Below are 22008 nucleotides of genomic sequence, written 5' to 3'. Positions count from 1 at the left end.
CTGCGCGGCCCCAGTTTTTCTCAGGCGTGAAACGGTACCGTGATGAAAAGCCAAACCATCCGCCGCTGGTCCTTCATCCACACCTGGAGCAGCCTGGTCTGCACCCTGTTCCTGCTGTTGCTGGCCCTGACCGGCCTGCCGCTGATCTTCCACCACGAGCTGGAACATTTGCTCGGCGATGCCCCCGAGCTGCGCGAAATGCCCGCCGATACCCCACACCTGGACTTGCAGCAACTGGTGGTCAAGGCCGAGCAGCACCGCCCCGGCGAAGTAATGCAGTACTTCGGCTACGACGAGGATGTGCGCAACGGCGTGGTGGCGATCACCGCCGCCACCGCGGGCACCGAACCCAATTCGTCACACACCTTCATGCTCGACGCCCGCACCGGTGAGGCCGTGGCCATGCCGGCGGCCAACGGCGGTTTCATGATGATCATGCTGCGCCTGCACGTCGACATGTTCGCGGGGCTGCCTGGCAAGTTGCTGCTGGCGTTCATGGGTGTGCTGTTCGTCGTGGCGATCATCTCTGGCACCGTGCTCTACGCACCGTTCATGCGCCGCCTGGCGTTCACCACGGTGCGCCACGACAAATCCCGCCGCCTGCGCTGGCTCGACCTGCACAACCTGATTGGCGTGGTGACCCTGGCCTGGGCACTGACCGTGGGTGTCACCGGGGTGATCAGCGCCCTGTCCGACCTGGTCATCGCCGCCTGGCGCAACGACAGCCTGGCGGCCATGGTCGCACCCTACCGTGACGCCCCGCCGCTCGACGAGCGGGCCCCGGCCAGCCGCCTGCTGGACATCGCCGAGCAGGCCGCGCCCGGCATGCGCCCAGACTTCATCGCCTTCCCCGGCACGCGGTTCTCCAGCGAGCACCATTACGCGGTGTTCATGAAGGGCTCCACGCATCTGACCTCGCACCTGCTCACCCCGGTGCTGATCGATGCGCGCACCCTGCAAGTAACGGCAGTCGGCGAACGCCCGTGGTACATGGACGCCATGGGGCTGTCCCAGCCACTGCACTTCGGTGACTACGGCGGGCGCCCCATGCAGATGCTCTGGGCGGTACTGGATGTGCTGACCATCATCGTGCTCGGCAGCGGCCTGTACCTGTGGCTGAGCAAGCAGCGCAAAACCCGGGAGGTACGGACATGAGCCACGCCTCCCGATCATCCTGGCGGATCTTCGCCTGGCCGGCCGCCATCGGCGTGCTCGGTGCCGCCGGCCTGTTTGCCGCCTTGCTGGGTGACGGTGCCTGGGACGCCCTGGCCTGGCTGGGCCTCGGCGTGCCCGCCGTGCTCAGCCTGCGCGGGCTTTGCGGCCGATAACCGGCTACCGCTCCGGCCATAGCCCAGCGCCCTAACGTTGCGTCTCCCTCACCAAAGGAGCGCATCATGCTACCGCTGGAACGTATCGAATTCATCGACCAGCAGATCATCGACCTGCTGGCGCCATTGCCAGCCGCCGACCGGCAATGGCTCAGCCGACAGCAACTGCAGGGCGAACTGGCAGAATACTGGGCCACCGGCGACCCCCAGGGCCGCTCGCGCAGGGTCCGCCTCACCGACCTGCGCCGCGCCCTGATGCACGCCGAGCTGACACTGCGCCAGGCCGACCAGACCTTGCCCGCCGCCGAGGCCGACACCCTCACGCTGTGTCTCGACCTGCCCAACGCCTGGCAACGGCGGCCCCAGCCAGTGGCCACGCGTGCCCAGGTGTATCGCCTGGTCCTCAGCCGTAGCCAGCCCCACAGCCGCGCGGTGCTGCCGGGTATGTTCGTGGTCGTCACCGGCAACGACGAGGCTGCCGAGCTCACCCCGGAGCAGGCCCGCGGGCCGGCGCTGCTGTGCGGCCTGGCCCAGGGCATCGAGGCCTACAACACGCTGGCCGACTTGCACCTTGAGTTGTGCGAGCGCCTCGACGACCCGCTACAGGGCCCACCCCTGTTGCGCCTACTGGTCGATGCCGAGCGTATGGCCAACGCCGCCAAGGCCGACCGCCTGCGCTACGAGTGGTATGCCGATGACCCGGTGCAAGCCCAGGTCGACAGCCTGATCGAGGCACAGCGCCTGCGCGTCAACCAGGCTTGGGCAGACGCCCAGGGTGCACCGGCAGTGGAAACGCTGCGTGACGCGCTGTCACTGGCGGCCGAAGCCGGTAAGCAAGCGTTGCTCGACACCCGCTACGGCCTGCTGCTGGAAAAAAATCTGCCCAACTGGTTGAGCGCAGCGGGGCCACAGGCGCTCTCGCACATCATGCAGGCCATGCAACAACTGGTGGCAGCCGGCAATCGCGTCGCCGCCCCAGGCATCCTCACGCTGGGGCAGTTCCGCCAGCAGGACAGCCTGCTGGGCTGGGCCCGCGCACGGGTCGAGGAACGCCTGCGTCACGATCACGGCCTGCGCTACACCGCTGACGACATCATGCTCCATGTCGTGCACAGCCGGCAGGCTGGGCCCCATCTGAACCCCTTCAACCCATCCATCTACGTGACCTGGCGAGGTTTCGAGCAGGTCGGCGGGCAGATGATCGAGCTGGTCAGGGAAAGTTACCCGCTGCACCAGCTGGCATTGCGCAACCTTAACTGGTTCGACTACGACTACTGGCTCACTGCTCGGGTAGATCACCGCCATGGCAAGCCGTTGCCCGAGGCGCTGAACCCCGCCTACATCAAGGCGATGATCAGGCACCTTAATGTCGGTGGCAGCTACGCTGATTACCTGAAGACCCAATTGCTGGATTCGCCGGTCGGGCGCTGGCGCCTGAACGCCCATGCCCTGATCAACCGCGCCCGCATGCGCGCCGAGGCGGCCAAGGCGCGTTATGCCGGGCACCTTGGCCGCGACCAGGGCGAACAGCGCTACCGCTGGGTGCGTCAGGTACTGGACCACCCCCATAATGCGCTACGCCCCCCGGTGGACGGGCAACGCATAACCGTGCGCCAGCTGACCATCCAGGGCCACACCCTGCGAGGCGTGTTGCTGATCAACGCCGAAGGCGCCAGTGTGGGCAGTTTCATCCTGTACACGCCGGACGCACCCGACCGCCGGGCCTGGCGCGGGTTGAGCAACGCCCGCGAGCTGATGCGTGTGCTGCGCAATCAACCCGCCCTGCGCACCTATGTGGCGGGGCGCCTGCCCCTGTTGCCTGCTGCACGCATCGAACAGCTGCTGAACAAGGGCCGGCTGAGCCCCGTATTGCGCACCCCAGCGATCGACGATGAGCTGTTTTTCGCCTGCTACAGGGCCGAGGTGCACAGCTGGCTGGCCAGTGTCGATGCCAACAGCCGTACCACCGGGGAAGCCGATTTGCAGCAAGGCGTCGACCTGGCCTGGCGCCTGCTCGACCTGATCAGCCTGGTACTGCCTGCGCGTGTGCAGGTTCCGCTTGCGCTGGGGCGCATGGCCATAGAAATCTGGGATGGAGCGCAAGCCTTTGCCGAGGATGACATCGACGGCGTGCTGACCCATACCTACAACGCCCTGGGCTTCGCCAACGATGCCGCTACAGGCGTGGTCAGCACCGGCCTGATGCGCCGCATGATGCGGGGCATGCCTATGCAACCGCCATTGCCGCTGCCCTCGCGTTACAGCATCACACCTGCGGTCGAGTACCTGCGCTTCAACATTGAAGGCGTGCACGGCGAAGGCGTATTCGAAAAAACATCGGCATTCGAAGGGCTGACCCTGTATTACATCCAGGACGCCCACGGCCGTTATTACAAGGTCTCGTTCGACGGCCATCGCTGGCGGGTCATCGACCCGACGCAACCCGATGCTTACCTGCAGCAGCCGGTCAAGCGTCTGGCCAACGGCAACTGGGTCATCGACTCACCGGTGCTGTGGTACGACGGCCTGCCTGACCTTGGGCAGTTGCTGGCCAGCTGCCACCTTCAACCGCCGCTGGAGGGTGAGACGGTGGATGCGGTGGCAGGGCTGCACCGGGCAGACGGCCAGCTGTACCTGCAAACCGCTGCCGGGCAATTGCCCGTGCGGGCGCACCTGCTCGCCGGGCGCTACCACCTGCTGATCCCCGACGCCCAGCAAGCCGGCGTGGTGCCGTGGGCGATCTTGCGCTGGCAAGACCGGCAATGGCGCATCCGGGTGCGCCAGGCCGGGCGCAGCAGCGATTGGCTGGCGCTGCCGCAGGCCTACTCGACAAGCCTTGGCAGCAGCCGGTCGAGGCGCTGATGCAGGGCGCTGCTGCTCGGCCAGTTGCGAAGCAGCCGCGCCCGGTCGCGGGCGTAGGCTGGTGCAAAGCTGAGTTGCGTGGCGTGCTGGCACATCGCGTCGAGGTCGATCAGCGACCATTGGCCGTTGTGCCAGAACAGGTTGTGGCCCTTGAAGTCGCCATGGCTGATGCGCTCGCGGATCAGTTGCTGCATCACCTTGACCAGGGCGTCGACCTGTTCTTCCGGCGCCTCGCCGTTTTCCACATAGGGGGCGAAACACGCGGTGAGGTCCGGGCCATCGACAAATTCGGTGACCAGGTACGCCCGGCTGCGCAGGCCCATCACCCGTTGTTCCAGCACCGCCAGCGGGCGCGGTGTGGCGATGTCGAGAAACTCCAGGCGGTGCCCCTCAATCCACGAGTGCCAGGCACGGCTCGGGCGCCAGAAGCGCTTGAACCAGTGGGCGGTGTTCTTGATGTTGTAGCGCTTGAGCACCAATGGGCGCCCGCCCACCTCGATGCGGGCCACGCTGGCGGCGCCGCCGGTCTTGTACAGGTGGCCCTGGTCGATCAGTGCGTCGGCCTGCTCCAGCACTGGCAGCAGCGCTTCGACTTCACCGCGGCGGATCGCCCGCAGGCCCGAAAGGCTGCGTTCGACACTGAACAGCGTGCACTCGCGGCCGGCCTTTTCCAGATAGTCCTTCTGGCGCCAGTTGCGCACCTTGTCCACCTGCTTTTGCAAGGCTTCCATCGGCAGCGCGTGCTCGGCATTGGCCAGCAGATAATGCACCAGCAGTTCTTCGATGAAGGGCTCCAGGCGCTTGGGCAACTGGGCGAAAAACACCCCGAGGTTTTCCAGCACGCGCGGGCGTGACAACTGCTGGCCCGGCGTCTCGGCTTTGATGCCGGCGCCATCGATCAGGTACAGCTTGCCGTCGTGGCGCAGCAAGTTGTCCAGGTGCAGGTCTTCCTGCCACAGGCCCTTGGCATGCATCTGCGCCACCGCAGTCAGCGCTTGGCCAAGCACCAGGTGCTGCTCGTCGGCCAGCACCGGCAGGTGTTCTACTGCAGCCCAGGCATCGGCCAGGCTTTCGGCGCCGTCGAGGAATTCGAACAGCAGCCAGCCGCCCTCACCTTCCTTGAGGCCGTCTGCCAGCAGTTTCGGGGTGGTCAGGCCTTGCTCGGCCAGCAGCTTCACACCCTCCAGCTCACGCTGGAAATGGCGCGCGGCATTGCTGCCTACCAACAACTTGGCCAACACCGGCGTACCGCGCCACACCCCGGCACCCACATAGCGCTGGCCCGGCAATACACGCAGCAGGCTCAGCAGCTGCAGCTCGGCGCTGCCCGCAGCATCGGCCAGGGTGATCGCCAGCGGCAGCGAAGGGCTGCGCCCGGTTTCTTTCAGTTCAGACAAACGCATCAGCGGGCCTCCTTCTCACGACGGCGTTGCGTCAGGCGTTGCAGCCAGGTGTCCACCAGCGCGCTGTCGGCCGGCTGGCCAAGGTAGGCGGCCAACAGCTTGCGCACGTCCGCCTCGCCCCAGGCACGGGCCCGGCGCAGCAGCGGCTCCAGGTCCTTGAGCCGGTCACGCTTGCCGAACAGCAACGGCCTGGTCTTCTCCAGGTCGATCAGTTGCGCATCCCAGCCTTCGCGGCGTTGGCGCAGGAAGATGTGCTTGGGATAGAAGCAACCGTGCACCTGGCCGGCGCTATGCAGCGTGCGCGCCAGCTGGCCACAGGCCTGGAGGATGCCATCGCGCGCCGCAGGGCTGAGCTGCGGCCACTGCGCCAGCAGGCTTTCCAGGTCACTCCAGTCGTCTAGGGCACGGGTCAGCAGAATGGCCCGGTGATGCCCGGCCTGCTTGCGCTCACCATAGAACACCGCTTGCAGGGCCGGGATGTGCAGCTTCTGATAACGGCTGATGTTGCGGAACTCGCGGGCGAAGGTCGGCTCGCCGAACGGGCGGTGCAAGGTGCGGGTCAGGTAGTCGCTCTGGCGCTTGAGGTAATAGCCTTTGCCCTCGAGTTCCAGGCGGTAGACGCTGCTCCAGCCGCCACGGCCGGTATTGGGTTCGTCCACGGCGTCCAGTTGCAGGGCCCACAGCGCCTCGAAGTCGTTCAGGCCATGGCGTTTGAGCAGCGCGAGGTCCGCGCTGGCCAGGTAATCGGTCATTCCCTTCCCTCGAAGAAGCTCAGCACCTGGCGGATGCGCCGTTTGTCGCGCGCATTCAGGCGCTGGCGCCCGCGGTACTGCAGGTAAAAGCGCAGGCGTTGGGTTGCCGTCAGGTGGTATTTGGCGACCTTGTCCAGGCACGCCAGGTCCTTGATCAACCGGTGGCGCCACATGAAGCCGCGCCAGAAATCACCGGTCGGGCAGTCGATGAAGAATAGTGTGCCCTGGTCATCGACCAGCAGGTTGCGCCACTTCAAGTCATTGTGGGCAAACCGGTGCTCGTGCATCACCCGGGTATGCCGCGCCAGCTGGCTGCTGACGTGCTCGACCCAGGCACGATCGGCCAAACGGGGGTCATTGCGCTCGGCCAGTGCCGACAGGTCTTCGGTGCGCGGCAACTCGCGGGTGATCATCGCCCCGCGGCCAAAGGCCAGCCCCTTGCGCTCAAGGCCCCATGCCACCACTTCGGCGGTAGGGATGCCCCATTTGGCGAACTGCTTGAGGTTCTGCCATTCGGCCTTGATGCGCGGCCGGCCCAGGTAGCGGCGCATGTGCTTGCCGGCGCCGGTGTAACGCTTGACGTAATAATTGACCCCGTCACGCTCGATGCGGATGACTTCGCTGAGCGGATCGCGGGTCAGGCGTTCACCCTGCAGGGCAAACACCGCGTCGAGGCTGCCGAAGTCCGCCGCCAGCTGCTCGTAGCCCGGCGCCAGTGTCCAACCCGCCATCAGAGTGCATCCCCATAGCGTTGCTTGCGGTCATAGAGTTTCTGCGCCTTGCGGTCGAGCCAGGCGAGCAGCGTGGCCTCCTGCGCGAGGATCTGGCGTAGCGGGCGCTGGAAGTAACCGCGCAGAAAGCGCAGCTTGTCGCGCCGGGTAAGGCCGATGTCCAGCGCCGAGAAGTACAGCGCGGCCAGGTCCTTGTCGCGCCAGCGGCGGCTGATGGTGGCACGGGTCTGTGCGCGGTGCAGGTCGATCACCGACAGCTTGAAATCGTCCGCTGTTACCGGGCGGTCGGTGTGCAGCAGGAAGTGGCAGATGTAGCAGTCACGGTGGTTGACCCCGGCGCGGTGCATGCCACCGGTCATCTTCGCCACCTCGGCGATCAGCGCACGCTTGAGGCGTGGCTCGGGCGGCTGCTTGAGCCAATCGATGCTGAAGTCTTCCAGGCTGATGGTCGGCGCCAGCTCTTCGGTCACGATGAACGAATGCTGCGTGGCCGGGTTGCTGCCGCGCTCTCCGTAGGCCACCGCGGTCATGGTCGGCACGCCCACTTCATGCAGGCGCTGGATGGCCCGCCATTCCTGGCCGGCACCGAGCACGGGCAGCTTGGCGGTGAACAGGTTCTTGAAGATTTCACCCCAGCCGATACCCCGGTGGATCTTGACGAAAAACCCCTCGCCATCCACTTCGGTGCGCAGCGTACGGCGGCCCTCCAGCTCGCGGTAAACCTCGCCTTGCAGGGCTTCGACCGCATCGAAGGCATCACGCCCGGCCCACAGGCGTTTGAACGGTTCGGCCAGTATCAGCTTCATGCGCGCTCCTGCCCCAGAATCACGTCGGCGGCGTGCTGCGGCATGCTGTACAGGTCGGCCGTATCGGCGAAGGCCAGGCCATTGCGCGACCAGTCGGCACGCGCCTGCTTGTCATCGAGCATGCGTTGCAGGTAGGCATTGAGCTGCTCTTGCTCGAACGGCTCATCCAGCACCAGGCCGCAGTCGGCCTCGGCGATGTAATGGGCGTAGCCGCATACCTTGGACACCAGCACCGGCAGGCCGGCCACCAGGGCTTCGAGCAGCACGGTACCGGTGTTCTCGTTGTAGGCCGGGTGGATCAGCAAGTCGGCACCCAGCAGGAAACGCGGGATATCGCTGCGCCCCTTGAGGAACTGCACCTGCTCGCCCAGGCCCAGGGTGGCGCTTTGCAGCTGGAACACCTTGGGGTCGTCCTGGCCGATGACCATCAACCGGGTGCGCTTGCGCAGCGCAGACGGCAGCGCGGCCAATGCCTTGAGGCTACGGTCCACACCTTTGGTCTTGAAGCCGGAGCCGATCTGCACCAGCAGCAAGTCGTCTTCGCCCAGGTTGAACTCCTTGCGGAATTCGGCGCGAATCTCGGCCGCGTTGGCTGGCGCCCGACGGTCCGGGGAAATGCCCGGCGGCAGCAGATGGAAGCGCTCGGCGGGGGTGCCATAGTGCTTGATGAACAGCGGCTGCTGCACCTCGGAAATCATCAGCACCTCGGTGCGAGAATCCTTGGCGAACACGGCCCGCTCATACTCGGCAAAGTGCCGGTAGCGGCCCCAGCGGCGGTAGATGCCGCCCCGCAAGGTCTGGGCCTTGTCCTCGAAGCAGCCGTCGGCGGCGTAGTACACATCCAGCCCCGGCATCTTGTTGAAGCCGATCAGCCGGTCGACCGGGCGCTTGGCGAGGTCAGCCTCCATCCAGGCGCTGAGCTTCTCGTTGCGACGGTGGTTGAACAGCGCCTTGACCGGCGCCACCAGCACCTCGAAGCCGGGCGGAATGTCGCCTTCCCAGATCAACGTGTACACACGGATCTGGTGGCCCCGCTTCTGGCATTCCAGGGCAATGCGCATGAAATCGCGCTGCAGCCCGCCGAAGGGGAAATATTTGTAAAGCACGAAAGCCAGTTGCATCAACGGACATCCTCAGCCAGCAGCAACGCGCTCAAGCGGCTCGCCACATGCTCGGGATTCAGGCGAGTGAAGCACAGCGGCCACTCGCGTTTGAGATCGAACCGACGCAGGTCGTCGGCGCTCGGTTTGTAGGTGCACTTTTTCTGCAGGCACGGTGCGCAGGGGAAATCGCTGGCCTGGTGAACCTGCACGCGGCCATAGGCGCCGGTGAGGCCCGGGTTGGTCGGGCCAAACAGCGAAATGGTCGGCACATCCAGCGCTGCGGCCAGGTGGCCCAGGCCGGTATCCACCGCCACACAGGCCTTGGCCGCCGCCAGTACACGGGCGACGCCGGCAAGGTTCAACTTGGGGAGTACCTGGCAATTGTTCAAGCCCTGGGCGATGCGCTCGGCGCGGTCCTTCTCGGCCTGGTTACCCCATGGCAGGCGTACCTGCAGCTTGCGCTGGCCCAGGCGCTCGGCCAGTTGCCGCCAGTAAGCCTCGGGCCAGTGCTTGGTCGCCCACGTGGTGCCATGCAAGAACACCACGTAAGGTGCCGCCGGCGGCAGTTGCAGGCGGTCGAGGTCCAGGCCGTAGTTGCCGATGCCTTCGGGCAGGTCGTAGGCCAGGGCCATGGCGAACAGCTGGCGAACACGCTCTACCGCGTGCTGGCCGGTGGCGACCGACAGGCGCCGGTCATAGAAGCGGCTGGCCCAGCCCTCACGCGCCGAATAGCGGTCCAGGCCGGCAACCGGCGCCTTCACGAAACGCGTCAGCCAGGCTGATTTCACCAGGCCCTGGGCATCGATCACCAGGTCGTACTTGCGCTCGCGAACACGTTGTTTGAACGCCTTCCACTCGCCGCTCTTGATGGTCTGCCAGATGTTCTTGCGCCAGCGGCGGATGGCCACCGGGATGACCTGGTCGACCGCCGGGTGCCAGCTGGGGATTTCGGCGAAGCCTTCTTCCACCACCCAATCGAACCGGATGCCCGGGATGGCGTGGGCGGCATCGGTCAGCGCCGGCAAGGTGTGAATCACATCACCCAGCGACGAGGTCTTGATGATCAGTACCCGCACTTAGTCGACCTCGGCCACGGTATCGATCAGGTTCGGCCCACCCAGGCTGTGCAGGGCGGCGATGACTTTGCCAGGCTCAAGCAGACGCAGGCAGTTGTAGTGGCCGAAACGGCAGGTGCGGTCGAAGCACGGGCTGCACTCGATGCCGGTGCGCACGATCTCCACCTGTTCGGCCAGCGGCGGGGTGAAGCCTGGCGACGTGGAGCCGTAAACCGCTACCAGCGGGCGGTTCAACGCCGCCGCCACGTGCATCAGGCCGGAGTCGTTGGACACCACGGCATCCGCGCAGGACATCAGGTCGATGGCCTCGGCCAGCGAGGTTTCGCCCGCCAGGTTGTATGACTCTTCGCGCAAACCCGGGATCAGCCGGTCGCGGATCTGTTCGCCGACCGGGTGATCGTTCTTCGAGCCGAACAGCCACACCTGCCAGCCCTGACGAATCATGGCGTCAGCCACTTCAGCGTAGTGCTCGGCCGGCCAGCGCTTGGCCTCGCCGAACTCGGCCCCCGGGCACAGCGCCAGTACCGGGCGGTCCAGCGCCAGGTCGAACTTGGCCAGGGCGGCCTCGCGGCTCCGCGCTTCGATCTGCAGGGCCGGCCGTGGGTACGGCTGCGGCAGCTCGGCACCCGGCGTGTAGGCCAGGGCCATGAAACGCTCGATCATCAGCGGGTAGCGCGCCTTGTCCAGCTTGCGCACATCGTTGAGCAGGCCAAAGCGCATCTCGCCGCGCCAGCCGGTGCGTTTGGGGATGCCGGCAAAAAACGGCACCAGCGCCGACTTCAGCGAGTTGGGCAAAAGGATCGCCTGGTCGTACTGGCCGACCAGGGACTTGCCGATGCGCCGGCGTGTCGCCAGCTCCAGCGCGCCATGGCCGAGCGGGAAGCTCAAGGCCTGGCGCACTTCGGGCATGCGCTCGAGGATCGGCCGGCTCCACTCGGGCGCCAGCACATCGATCACGCAGTCGGGATGCTGCTGTTTCAGGCACTGGAACAGCGTCTGCGCCATCACCATGTCGCCGACCCAGCTTGGGCCAATGATCAGTATTCTCATGCTTAGTCCAGAAACGCTCGGGGAGGCTGCAGGCTGCGGTACAGCCTGGCCTCCCCTCTTTATATTCAGGCTATGTGGCGTGCAGTGTACCACCCGGGCCGCTTCGCGCCCCAATCGCCGGCAAACCGGCTCCCACAGGGGGAACACAGGCCCAGGTACTGCAAGGTACCTGTGGGAGCCGGCTTGCCGGCGATTGGCCCTCAAGTCAAACCGAGCTGCGTCCAAATCCGCCGCACTTCGCGGCGTTCATCGGCAAACTGCGCCGCATCGATCACCCCGGCCTGCTTCTGCAGGGCCTGGCGGTGCGAGGCAGAGCGAAACGCCTTGTACACTTCACGCAACAGAACCGCATCACTGGCCGGCATCAAACCTGCCTGCTCCAGCTCTTCGAGAATGCGAATGTTATCGGTCCAGCGCAGTAGGGCCGGATGGTCGTGGGACCAGGCCAAAGCGGCGTATTGCACCATAAATTCGATATCGACGATACCGCCGGCATCCTGCTTGATATCGAACGCCACACCGGCATCGAACGCATTCGCGGCGGTACCGGCAGCAGTGGCCTTGGTGCCCAGGTTGCCGCGCATCTTGGCGCGCATCTCGCTGACTTCCGTGCGCAGTTTGTCGAGGTCCCGAGCCTGGCCCAGGACCTTGGCGCGCACGCCCTCGAACGCTGCCGCCACTTGCTTGCAGCCCACCAGCACACGGGCGCGCACCAACGCTTGATGCTCCCAGGTCCAGGCCTCGTTCTGCTGGTAACGCTCGAACGCGCTCAGCGAGCTGACCAGCAGCCCCGAAGCACCGGACGGGCGCAGGCGCATGTCGACGTCGTAGAGCTGGCCGGAGTTGGTCTGGGTGGTCAGCAAATGGATGATGCGCTGGCCCAGGCGGGTAAAGAACTGCGCGCTGTCGATCGGCTTGGCGCCGTCGGTTTCCGCCTGCGGGTCGCCGTCGTGGATGAACACCAGGTCCAGGTCCGAGCCGTGGCCGAGCTCCAGGCCACCCACCTTGCCGTAACCGATGATGACGAAGCCCGGGTCACACAGGCTGCCATCGCTGCGTTTTGGCTGGCCGTGGCGCGCCACCGTCTGGCGCCAGGCCAGGGCCAGCACCTGATCGAGGATGGCCTCGGCCAGCCAGGTCAGGTAGTCGCTGACTTTCATCAGCGGCAGGTTGCCACTGATTTCGGAGGCGGCCACGCGCAGGCTGTGGGCCAGCTTGAAGTGGCGCAAGGCCTCCATCTGCTGTTCCAGGTCGTCCTCGGGGATGCGCGTCAGGCGTTCGCGCAGCTCGGCGGCCAGCTCCGGCGCCAACGGCGGGCTGAACAGGCGGCCCTCATTGAGCAGTTCGTCGAGCAGCAGCGGGTAACGGGCCATCTGTTCGGCGATCCACGGGCTGGCGGCGCACAGGGTCAGCAGGCGGCGCAAGGCACCGGGGTTTTCGGTGAGCAGCACCAGGTAGGCGGAACGCCGCGCCACCGCTTCGACCAGCGGCAGCACACGTTCCAGCACCAGGTCCGGGTTGTCATGCTCCACGGCCTGGGCCAAAAGCCTGGGGATAAAAGCATCCAGGCGCTCACGGCCAATACGCTGTATCGAGCGCAATTGCGGGCTGGCGCGCAGGCCGGCCAGGCGGCGCAAGGCTTCGGCAGGCTGCTTGAAGCCGGCCTCTTGCAACTGGCGGCCAGCGGCCTCCTCATCCTGCGCCTGTTCCCACAACGGCGACCACTCGCCGCCTACTACCAGTTCGCCCTCGCCGTCCTCGTCATCCGGGTCGGCGATGACCTGACGGAAATGCCAGTCGACACGGCCGCGCCAGTGCATCAACTGGTCATGGAAGCTCTGCCAGTCGGCAAACCCGAGGATAAAGGCCACCCGCTCACGGTCGGTTTCGTCATCCGGCAGCATCTGCGTCTGGCGGTCGGCGATGGCCTGGATGGCATGCTCGGTGTACCGCAGGAATTCATAGCCTTCACGCAGCTCGCTAACCACCGCCGGCGGCAGGTAACCCTGGCCTTCCAGGGTCGCCAGCACCTTGAGCAGCGGCCGCTGCTGCAGGCTCAGGTCGCGCCCACCATGGATCAGCTGGAAGGCCTGAGCGATGAACTCCACTTCCCGGATGCCCCCAGCGCCGAGCTTGATGTTCTCGGACATGCCCTTGCGCCGCACCTCCTGCTGGATCAGCTGCTTCATGGTGCGCAGGGCTTCAATCGCGGAGAAGTCCAGGTAGCGTCGGTAGACGAATGGTCGCAGCATGTCCTGCAACTGCGCGCCAGCGGCCTGGTCGCCGGCCACCACCCGCGCCTTGATCATCGCGTAGCGTTCCCAGTCGCGACCCTGGTCCTGGTAGTACTGCTCCAGGGCATTGAAACTGAGCGCCAGGGCACCGGCCGAGCCATAAGGGCGCAGGCGCATGTCGACGCGGAACACGAAGCCATCGACGGTGACCGGGTCCAGGGCCTTGATCAGGCGCTGGCCCAGGCGGGTGAAGAACTCCTGGTTGTCCAACGACCGCTTGACCCCTTCGGTCTCGCCGCCTTCGGGGAAGGCGAAGATCAGGTCGATGTCCGACGACAGGTTCAACTCCACCGCCCCCAGCTTGCCCATGCCCAGCACCACCAAATGCTGTGGCTCGCCGCTACGGTTGCCGATCGGCGTGCCGAATTGCTGGCAGTGGCGCGGGTACAGCCATTGATAGGCTTCGTCGATGGCGGCGTCGGCGAGGTCGGACAGGTCGCGGCACGTCTCGCCCAGCTCGGCCTGGCGGGTGACATCGCGCCAGATAATGCGCAGCTGCTGGCGGTTGCGCTCGCGGCGCAGGTTGCGCGCCAGCTCGTCTTCGCTCTGTGCAGCCTGGGCCGCTGCCGCGATGTACCCACGCAGCTCGCCGGGTGCATAGCGGCGGTCCAGTTCACCACTGGCCAGCAGCGCGAACAGCATGGCCGGCTCGCGCTGGGCCAGGCCCATGACGAAGTCGCTGGCGGCAGCCACCTGGTCGAACTGTTGCCGATGAGCGGTACTCCAGGCGTTCAGGTCGAGCTCAGGGTGGCTGGCCAGCGCGTCCAGCAGAAACTGCTGGTTACGTGCGACCAGCGGTTGCAGGGTAGCGGGCAGTTCGAGCGGCAAAGGCAGGCGCATGGTCTATCCTTGATCGGCGTGAAAGTGGGAGGAAAAAGCGGCCACGGTAGAGCCGGACCCCGGTTGGACTGTCGTACAAAAGTTGGAAATAGCTGAAAAAAACCAATCAGTGGCAATAAACATCAAGAATCACCCGCTCTCGGCACAGCGCCAACCAACATGAACGTTTTTCCTCACAAGCCAAGGTGCGACCAAACGTCGCATTTGTGTAGTTTTACTACTACCCCGTTCGTGCAAAAGCATGAAATGCGCAAGCAAATGTAGTAAAACTACACGCCGCCGGGTCACACTCCGGTAATCCAAGAATTCACGACGTCTGCCCATAAGGCCAGTCGCAAACTCAGGCCCCCGATTCTGGTGGCCTTTCCGCCCTGGAGCAAGCCATGCAAGACCTCGATCCAATCGAAACCCAGGAATGGCTGGAAGCCCTGGAGTCGGTCCTCGACAAAGAAGGCGAAGACCGCGCTCATTACCTGATGACCCGTATGGGCGAGCTGGCCACCCGCAGTGGCTCACAGCTGCCGTACGCGATCACCACGCCATACCGCAACACCATCCCTGTCACCCACGAAGCACGCATGCCTGGCGACCTGTTCATGGAACGCCGCATTCGCTCGATGGTGCGTTGGAACGCGCTGGCCATGGTGATGCGCACCAACCTGAAGGACTCGGACCTGGGCGGCCACATCTCCAGCTTCGCCTCCAGTGCCACCCTGTATGACATCGGCTTCAACTACTTCTTCCAGGCCCCGACCGAAGAACACGGCGGCGACCTGATCTTCTTCCAGGGCCACGCTTCGCCAGGCGTCTACGCCCGTGCCTTCATGGAAGGGCGCATCAGCGAAGACCAGATGAACAACTTCCGTCAGGAAGTGGACGGCCAAGGCCTGTCTTCGTACCCGCACCCATGGCTGATGCCTGACTTCTGGCAGTTCCCGACCGTTTCCATGGGTCTGGGCCCGATCCAGGCGATCTACCAGGCGCGCTTCATGAAGTACCTGGAAGCCCGTGGCTTCATCCCGGCCGGCAAGCAGAAGGTCTGGTGCTTCATGGGCGACGGCGAGTGCGACGAGCCGGAATCCCTGGGCGCAATCGCCCTGGCCGGCCGTGAGAAGCTGGACAACCTGATCTTCGTCATCAACTGCAACCTGCAGCGCCTCGACGGCCCGGTTCGCGGCAACGGCAAGATCATCCAGGAACTCGAAGGCGTGTTCCGTGGCGGTGGCTGGAACGTCAACAAAGTCGTCTGGGGCCGCTTCTGGGACCCACTGCTGGCCAAGGACACCAACGGTGCCCTGCAGCGCCGCATGGACGAAGTCATCGACGGCGAGTACCAGAACTACAAAGCCAAAGACGGCGCGTACGTTCGTGAGAACTTCTTCAATACCCCAGAACTCAAGGCCATGGTCGAAGACCTGTCCGACGACGAGATCTGGAAGCTCAACCGTGGCGGCCACGACCCGTACAAGGTCTACGCGGCGTACCACCAGGCTGTGAACCACAAAGAGCAGCCGACCGTCATCCTGGCCAAGACCATCAAGGGTTACGGTACCGGTGCTGGCGAAGCCAAGAACACCGCGCACAACACCAAGAAGGTCGACGTCGACAGCCTGCGTCACTTCCGTGACCGCTTCGACATCCCGGTCAAGGATGCCGACCTCGAGCACCTGCCGTTCTTCAAGCCCGAAGAAGGTTCTGCCGAAGCCCGCTACCTGGCCGAGCGCCGCGCAGCCTTGGGTGGCTTCGTACCGCAGCGCCGTGCCAAGAGCTTCAGCGTACCGACCCCATCCCTGGAAACGCTGAAAGCGATCCTGGACGGCTCGGGCGACCGCGAAATCTCCACCACCATGGCCTTCGTGCGTATCCTCGCGCAGCTGGTCAAGGACAAGGAAATCGGCCAGCGCATCGTTCCGATCATCCCGGACGAAGCCCGTACCTTCGGTATGGAAGGCATGTTCCGCCAGCTGGGCATCTACTCGTCCGTCGGCCAGCTCTACGAGCCAGTCGATAAAGACCAGGTGATGTTCTACCGCGAAGACAAGAAAGGCCAGATCCTCGAGGAAGGCATCAACGAAGCCGGCGCCATGTCGTCGTTCATCGCTGCCGGTACCTCGTACAGCTGCCACAACCAGCCGATGCTGCCGTTCTACATCTTCTACTCGATGTTCGGTTTCCAGCGTATCGGCGACCTGGCCTGGGCCGCTGGCGACAGCCGCACCCGTGGCTTCCTGATCGGCGGTACTGCCGGCCGTACCACCCTCAACGGTGAAGGCCTGCAGCACGAAGATGGTCACAGCCACCTGATGGCGGGCACCATCCCGAACTGCCGCACCTATGATCCGACCTACGGCTACGAGCTGGCGGTGATCATCCAGGACGGCATGAAGAAGATGACCGAAGAGCAGCAGGACATCTTCTACTACATCACCGTGATGAACGAATCCTACCAGCAGCCAGCCATGCCGGCCGGTGTCGAGGAAGGCATCATCAAGGGCATGTACCTGCTGGAAGAAGACACCCGCGAAGCCGCGCACCACGTACAGCTGATGGGCTCCGGCACCATCCTGCGCGAAGTCCGCGAAGCAGCGAAGATCCTGCGTGAAGAGTTCAACGTCGGTGCCGACGTGTGGAGCGTCACCAGCTTCAACGAACTGCGTCGCGACGGCCTGGCCGTGGAACGCGCCAACCGCCTCAAGCCTGGCCAGAAGCCTCAGCAGACTTACGTCGAAGAGTGCCTGGCCGGCCGCAAAGGCCCGGTCATCGCCTCCACCGACTACATGAAGCTGTTCGCCGAGCAGATTCGCCAGTGGGTGCCGAGCAAAGAATTCAAAGTCCTGGGTACCGATGGTTACGGTCGCAGCGACAGCCGCAAGAAGCTGCGTCACTTCTTCGAAGTCGACCGCCACTTCGTGGTGCTGGCTGCCCTGGAAGCCTTGGCTGACCGTGGCGAGATCGAACCGAAAGTGGTGGCTGACGCTATCGTCAAGTTCGGCATCGATCCGGACAAGCGCAACCCACTGGACTGCTGAGGAGTATTTTTAAGTGAGCGAACTCATTCGCGTACCTGACATCGGCAGCGGTGAAGGTGAAATCATCGAGCTGTTCGTCAAGGTTGGTGACCGTATCGAGGCTGACCAGAGCCTGCTGACCCTGGAGTCCGACAAGGCCTCCATGGAGATCCCGGCTCCCAAGGCCGGCATCGTCAAGGAACTGAAGGTCAAGCTGGGCGATCGCCTGAAAGAAGGCGACGAGCTGCTGGTCCTGGAAGCCGAGGGCGCTGCGGCGTCCGAGGCTCCGGCCGCGGCCCCTGCACCTGCCGCCGCTCCGGCTGCCGCTGAAAAGCCGGCTGCCGAAGCTGCCCCTGCGCCAGCTGCAGCCCCGGCTGCTGCCAGCGTGCAGGACATCCACGTGCCGGACATCGGCTCGTCGGGCAAGGCCAAGATCATCGAAGTGCTGGTCAAGGTCGGCGACACCGTCGAAGCCGACCAGTCGCTGATCACCCTGGAGTCCGACAAGGCCTCCATGGAGATCCCGTCGCCTGCTGCTGGCGTGGTCGAAGAAGTCCTGTGCAAGCTGGAAGATGAAGTCGGCACTGGCGACCTGATCTTCAAGCTGAAAGTCGCTGGTGCCGCACCGGCTGCTGCTCCGGCTCCGGCCGCTGACGCTGCCGCACCGGCCAAGGCTGAGGCTGCCCCGGCCGCCGCACCTGCCGCTGCCGCCCCGGCTGCTGCCCCTGCCCCGGCTGCTACTGCCCCGGCTGCTGGCAGCAACGCCAAGGTTCATGCAGGCCCGGCCGTTCGTCAGCTGGCCCGTGAATTCGGTGTCGACCTGGGCGCTGTTGCGGCCACCGGCCCGCACGGCCGCATTCTGAAAGAAGACGTGCAGGTCTACGTCAAGGCGATGATGCAGAAGGCCAAAGAAGCACCGGCAGCCGCCGGCGCGACTGGCGGCGCTGGCATCCCGCCAATCCCTGCCGTCGACTTCAGCAAGTTCGGTGAAGTGGAAGAAGTAGCCCTGACCCGCCTGATGCAGGTCGGTGCCGCCAACCTGCACCGCAGCTGGCTGAACGTGCCGCACGTAACCCAGTTCGACTCTGCCGACATCACCGAGCTGGAAGCCTTCCGCGTTGCGCAGAAGGCCGTGGCCGAGAAGGCTGGCGTCAAGCTGACCGTGCTGCCACTGCTGCTCAAGTCCAGCGCGTTCCTGCTCAAGGAAATGCCGGACTTCAACAGCTCGCTGGCACCAAGCGGCAAAGCCATCATCCGCAAGAAGTACGTGAACATCGGCTTCGCCGTGGACACCCCGGACGGCCTGCTGGTCCCTGTGATCAAGAACGTCGACCAGAAGAGCCTGCTGCAACTGGCTGCCGAAGCCGCTGCACTGGCCGAGAAGGCGCGCACCAAAAAGCTGTCGGCCGACGACATGCAAGGTGCCTGCTTCACCATCTCCAGCCTCGGCCACATTGGCGGCACCGGCTTCACGCCGATCGTCAACGCGCCTGAGGTGGCGATCCTCGGTGTGTCCAAGGCAACCATGCAGCCGGTCTGGGATGGCAAGGCCTTCCAGCCGAAGCTGATGCTGCCGCTGTCGCTGTCCTACGATCACCGTGTGATCAACGGCGCTGCCGCCGCGCGCTTCACCAAGCGCCTGGGCGACGTGCTGGCGGATATCCGCACCCTGCTGCTGTAACACGCAGCCAGCCTGCCTCCCGGTTGGGGGGCAGGTACCCTTTTCGAGCTGCCACGCTCGTACCTCAACCCCGTCAGCGTTGGCGGGGCTTTTTTTTGCCTGGCGAAAATGATCTGGCGGCGCTCGATCTACCAGGCGCAGAAGCGCAAACGGCTAGCACCTAATGATTTCAGCCCGGCAGCCGAAAACATATACATGACACCCCGCATGGCCGCTTGCCAGCCTCCGGGACATAATGCAACCTTGCCAGATGCGCCGCCGTCCAGGCCGCGTCACCCTCTTCAAGCGAGCCTTCGATGAAAAGCCAACCCGATGCCGCCAGCCGTGTGGCGGCCGAGGTCGTCACGCAGCTTCCCGTGCCCTCGCGGCTCGGGATGCTGCGTTTCGAAAGGCTCAACGAAGCGACCTGGGCAATGCTCTACCTGGACCCAGCCTGCGAGCGCCAGTTCGGCCTGCACGCCTCAGAGCTTTGCGCACTGATCGACTCGCCCTACGCCAGCCTCATGGAGCCCGAAGCGCGCTACACGCTGCACGATGAGATTCAGCGCCAGTTGCAAGCGCGAGGCTATTACCGCGTGCGCTACACCTTGCACGCCCAGCCGCGCTCGTTGCGCCTGCTCGAAGCGGGTGAGGCCTACAAGCAGCACAACCGACACCTGCTGCGCGGCTTTCTGACCGTGCTCGACGACCCGCCCGAAGACGACATGGAGCTGGACGCCAACGAGCTGGAGTCGCGCAACAACCGCCTGCAACTTGCCCTGCAACTGAACCAGCGCACGCAGCAGGAACAGCTCGAACACCTGGAGCGCGTACGTGGCCAGCAAGACCTGATACTGCGCCTCGCCCGCCAGCGCTACAGCGCTGAGAATTCACTGCTCGAAGCCGCGCAGCTGATCACCCGCAGCGCCTGCGAAATCTACAAGGTGGACAGCGCCAGTATCTGGCACCTGGAAGGCCAGCGCCTGGAGCCGATCAGCGCCTGGCTGGGCAATGAGCAAGTGCATCGCTTGCCCGAGCCGATCGATGCCAGCCGCTTCCCCGACTACCTGGACGCCCTGCACGCCAGCCGCGCAATCGACGCGCACAACGCCAACCACGACCCACGCACCCGCGAACTGGCCCAGAGCCTGTACGCCGACAACAACGCCATGCTCGACGCCAGCATCCGCGTCGATGGCCAGGTAGTCGGCGTGCTGTGCCTGGAGCAGACCGGCCAGCCGCGGGCCTGGCAGTCGGACGAAATCGCCTTCGCCGGTGAGCTGGCCGACCAGTTTGCCCAGGTCATCACCAACCACAACCGGCGCACCGCCGCCAGCGCCCTGCACCTGTTCCAGCGCGCCGTGGAGCAAAGCGCCAGCGCTTTTCTGCTGGTCAACCGCGACGGCGTAGTGGAGTACGTCAACCCAAGCTTTACCGCAATCACCCAGTACAGCACCGACGAGGTGCAAGGCCGCCACCTGGCCGAACTGCCAGCGCTGGAAAACCTCAGCGAGCTGTTGTTCGATACGCCATCGAGCCTGGCCATGGGCAACAGCTGGCAGGGCGAGTTCAAGAGCCGGCGCAAGAACCTCGAACCGTACTGGGGCCAGCTGTCGATTTCCAAGGTGTATGGCGACAACCGTGAGTTGACCCACTACATCGGTATCTACGAAGACGTCACCCAGACCAAGCTGGCCCAGCAGCGCATCGAACGCCTGGCCTACACCGACAACCTGACCAACCTGGGCAACCGCCCGGCGTTCATCCGCAGCCTCGACGAACGCTTCGCCCGTAATGGCGAAAGCCCGATCTGCCTGCTGCTGGTGGACATCGACAACTTCAAGCGGATCAACGACAGCCTCGGCCACCAGACTGGCGACAAGCTGCTGATCAGCCTTGCCCGGCGCCTGCGCAACAGCCTCAGCGTCGGCGGTGTGCTGGCCCGCTTTGCCAGTAACGAATTCGCCGTGCTGCTCGACGACACCAGCCTGGAAGACGGCCAAGGCGTCGCCCAGCAACTGCTGCGCACCCTCGACAAACCCATGTTCGTCGACAACCAGCTGATCAACGTCACCGCCTCCGTGGGCCTGGCCTGCGCGCCGCTGCACGGCAGCGACCCGACTACCCTGATGAAAAACGCAGGCCTGGCACTGCACAAGGCCAAGGCCAACGGCAAACACCAGGTGCAGGTGTTCACCGAGGTGCTCAATGCCGAAGCCAGCTACAAGCTGTTCGTCGAGAACAACCTGCGCCGCGCGCTGACCCAGAACGAGCTGGAGGTGTTCTACCAGCCCAAGCTGTGCCTGCGCAGTGGTCGCTTGCTGGGCCTGGAAGCGCTGCTGCGCTGGAACCACCCCGAGCGCGGCATGATCCGCCCGGACCAGTTCATCAGCGTGGCCGAGGAAACCGGCCTGATCATCCCCATCGGCAAATGGGTGGTGCGTCAGTCGTGCCGCATGAGCCAGCAACTGCGCGCGGCGGGTATGGGTAATTTGCACGTGGCCATCAACCTGTCGCCCAAGCAGTTCTCCGACCCCGACCTGGTGGCTTCGATCGGCTCGATCCTCAAGGAAGAAGACCTCCCCCCTCACCTGCTGGAGCTTGAGCTGACCGAGGGCCTCCTGCTGGAAGCCACCGAAGACACCCACCGCCAGCTCGACGAACTCAAGGCCCTGGGGCTTACCCTGGCCATGGACGACTTCGGCACTGGCTATTCATCGCTGAGTTACCTGAAGAAGTTTCCGATCGACATCATCAAGATCGACCGTAGCTTCATCAACGAGATCCCCGACAACCAGGACGACATGGAAATCACCTCGGCAGTGGTGGCCATGGCCCACAACCTCAAGCTCAAGGTGGTGGCCGAGGGGATCGAGACGCCGGAGCAACTGGCGTTCCTGCGTCGGCACCGTTGCGATGTGGGCCAGGGCTACCTGTTCGACCGGCCGATTCCCGGGCGAGAGCTTGCGGAAAAACTCAAGCGCTACCCGCGCGGTCCAATGGCCTGACAGCTGCGTAAACCTCGGGCACTATAGAGTCCATTCGGGCCTCATCGCCGGCAAGCCGGCTCCCACAAGTTCGCGTCTGAACACCAA

The 22008-nt window shown here is 64.8% G+C and carries 14 protein-coding genes; 6 read left to right on the top strand and 8 right to left on the bottom strand.

Annotated features, from left to right (window positions below; all coding sequences use genetic code 11):
- Positions 1-42 precede the first annotated feature (42 nt).
- From ABEH27_RS11030 to ABEH27_RS11020, 3 genes are all read left to right on the top strand, one after another.
- A complete protein-coding gene (locus tag ABEH27_RS11030; RefSeq protein ID WP_346613612.1) occupies positions 43-1155 on the top strand; it encodes a PepSY-associated TM helix domain-containing protein in 1113 nt (370 codons plus the stop codon).
- Positions 1152-1328 carry a hypothetical protein gene (locus ABEH27_RS11025; protein WP_346613611.1) on the top strand — a complete coding sequence of 59 codons (177 nt, stop codon included), beginning with the start codon at positions 1152-1154 and terminating at the stop codon, positions 1326-1328. Before ABEH27_RS11030 ends, ABEH27_RS11025 begins: the two co-directional genes overlap by 4 nt.
- 66 nt (positions 1329-1394) lie before the next feature.
- Complete coding sequence (locus tag ABEH27_RS11020; protein ID WP_346613610.1) at positions 1395-4190, top strand: DUF6543 domain-containing protein; 2796 nt, start codon at positions 1395-1397, stop codon at positions 4188-4190.
- On the opposite strand, the gene ABEH27_RS11015 is transcribed toward ABEH27_RS11020, so the two are convergent.
- The 8 genes from ABEH27_RS11015 to glnE all read right to left on the bottom strand — a co-directional run bounded on the left by ABEH27_RS11015 (position 4151) and on the right by glnE (position 14245).
- Positions 4151-5593, bottom strand: coding sequence for a lipopolysaccharide kinase InaA family protein (locus ABEH27_RS11015; protein WP_346613609.1), 1443 nt, complete (start codon positions 5591-5593; stop codon positions 4151-4153). The two genes, ABEH27_RS11020 and ABEH27_RS11015, sit on opposite strands and share 40 nt — an antisense overlap.
- Positions 5593-6345, bottom strand: a complete 753-nt coding sequence (locus tag ABEH27_RS11010) for a lipopolysaccharide kinase InaA family protein (RefSeq protein WP_346613608.1) — start codon at positions 6343-6345, stop codon at positions 5593-5595. Before ABEH27_RS11010 ends, ABEH27_RS11015 begins: the two co-directional genes overlap by 1 nt.
- Positions 6342-7076, bottom strand: a complete 735-nt coding sequence (locus ABEH27_RS11005) for a lipopolysaccharide kinase InaA family protein (RefSeq protein WP_346613607.1) — start codon at positions 7074-7076, stop codon at positions 6342-6344. The genes ABEH27_RS11010 and ABEH27_RS11005 overlap by 4 nt, the downstream gene beginning before the upstream one ends.
- Positions 7076-7882, bottom strand: a complete 807-nt coding sequence (rfaP, locus tag ABEH27_RS11000; RefSeq protein WP_346613606.1) for a lipopolysaccharide core heptose(I) kinase RfaP — start codon at positions 7880-7882, stop codon at positions 7076-7078. The genes ABEH27_RS11005 and rfaP overlap by 1 nt, the downstream gene beginning before the upstream one ends.
- The gene (locus ABEH27_RS10995; protein ID WP_346613605.1) at positions 7879-9003 is read right to left on the bottom strand and encodes a glycosyltransferase family 4 protein; all 1125 of its coding nucleotides are present in this window, start codon (positions 9001-9003) and stop codon (positions 7879-7881) included. Before ABEH27_RS10995 ends, rfaP begins: the two co-directional genes overlap by 4 nt.
- Positions 9003-10061, bottom strand: a complete 1059-nt coding sequence (gene waaC, locus ABEH27_RS10990; RefSeq protein ID WP_346613604.1) for a lipopolysaccharide heptosyltransferase I — start codon at positions 10059-10061, stop codon at positions 9003-9005. Before waaC ends, ABEH27_RS10995 begins: the two co-directional genes overlap by 1 nt.
- Entirely contained in the window at positions 10062-11111 is a 1050-nt protein-coding gene (gene waaF, locus ABEH27_RS10985; RefSeq protein ID WP_346613603.1) for a lipopolysaccharide heptosyltransferase II, read from the bottom strand.
- 200 nt (positions 11112-11311) lie between these two features.
- On the bottom strand, positions 11312-14245 hold the full coding sequence (gene glnE, locus ABEH27_RS10980; RefSeq protein ID WP_346613602.1) for a bifunctional [glutamate--ammonia ligase]-adenylyl-L-tyrosine phosphorylase/[glutamate--ammonia-ligase] adenylyltransferase: 2934 nt from the start codon (positions 14243-14245) through the stop codon (positions 11312-11314).
- 383 nt (positions 14246-14628) lie between these two features.
- Between glnE and aceE the strand changes: the two genes are divergently transcribed.
- The 3 genes from aceE to ABEH27_RS10965 all read left to right on the top strand — a co-directional run bounded on the left by aceE (position 14629) and on the right by ABEH27_RS10965 (position 21921).
- Positions 14629-17274, top strand: a complete 2646-nt coding sequence (aceE, locus tag ABEH27_RS10975; RefSeq protein WP_346613601.1) for a pyruvate dehydrogenase (acetyl-transferring), homodimeric type — start codon at positions 14629-14631, stop codon at positions 17272-17274.
- A gap of 13 nt (positions 17275-17287) precedes the next feature.
- Positions 17288-18934, top strand: a complete 1647-nt coding sequence (gene aceF, locus ABEH27_RS10970; protein ID WP_346613600.1) for a dihydrolipoyllysine-residue acetyltransferase — start codon at positions 17288-17290, stop codon at positions 18932-18934.
- 296 nt (positions 18935-19230) lie between these two features.
- Positions 19231-21921, top strand: coding sequence for an EAL domain-containing protein (locus ABEH27_RS10965; RefSeq protein ID WP_346613599.1), 2691 nt, complete (start codon positions 19231-19233; stop codon positions 21919-21921).
- Positions 21922-22008: the final 87 nt, after the last annotated feature.

The organism is Pseudomonas sp. P39-UII1, assembly GCF_039672635.1.
GTDB lineage: Bacteria > Pseudomonadota > Gammaproteobacteria > Pseudomonadales > Pseudomonadaceae > Aquipseudomonas.
The sequence above is the reverse complement of the archived record's forward strand: the minus strand, read 5'-3'. Positions and strand labels throughout refer to the sequence as shown.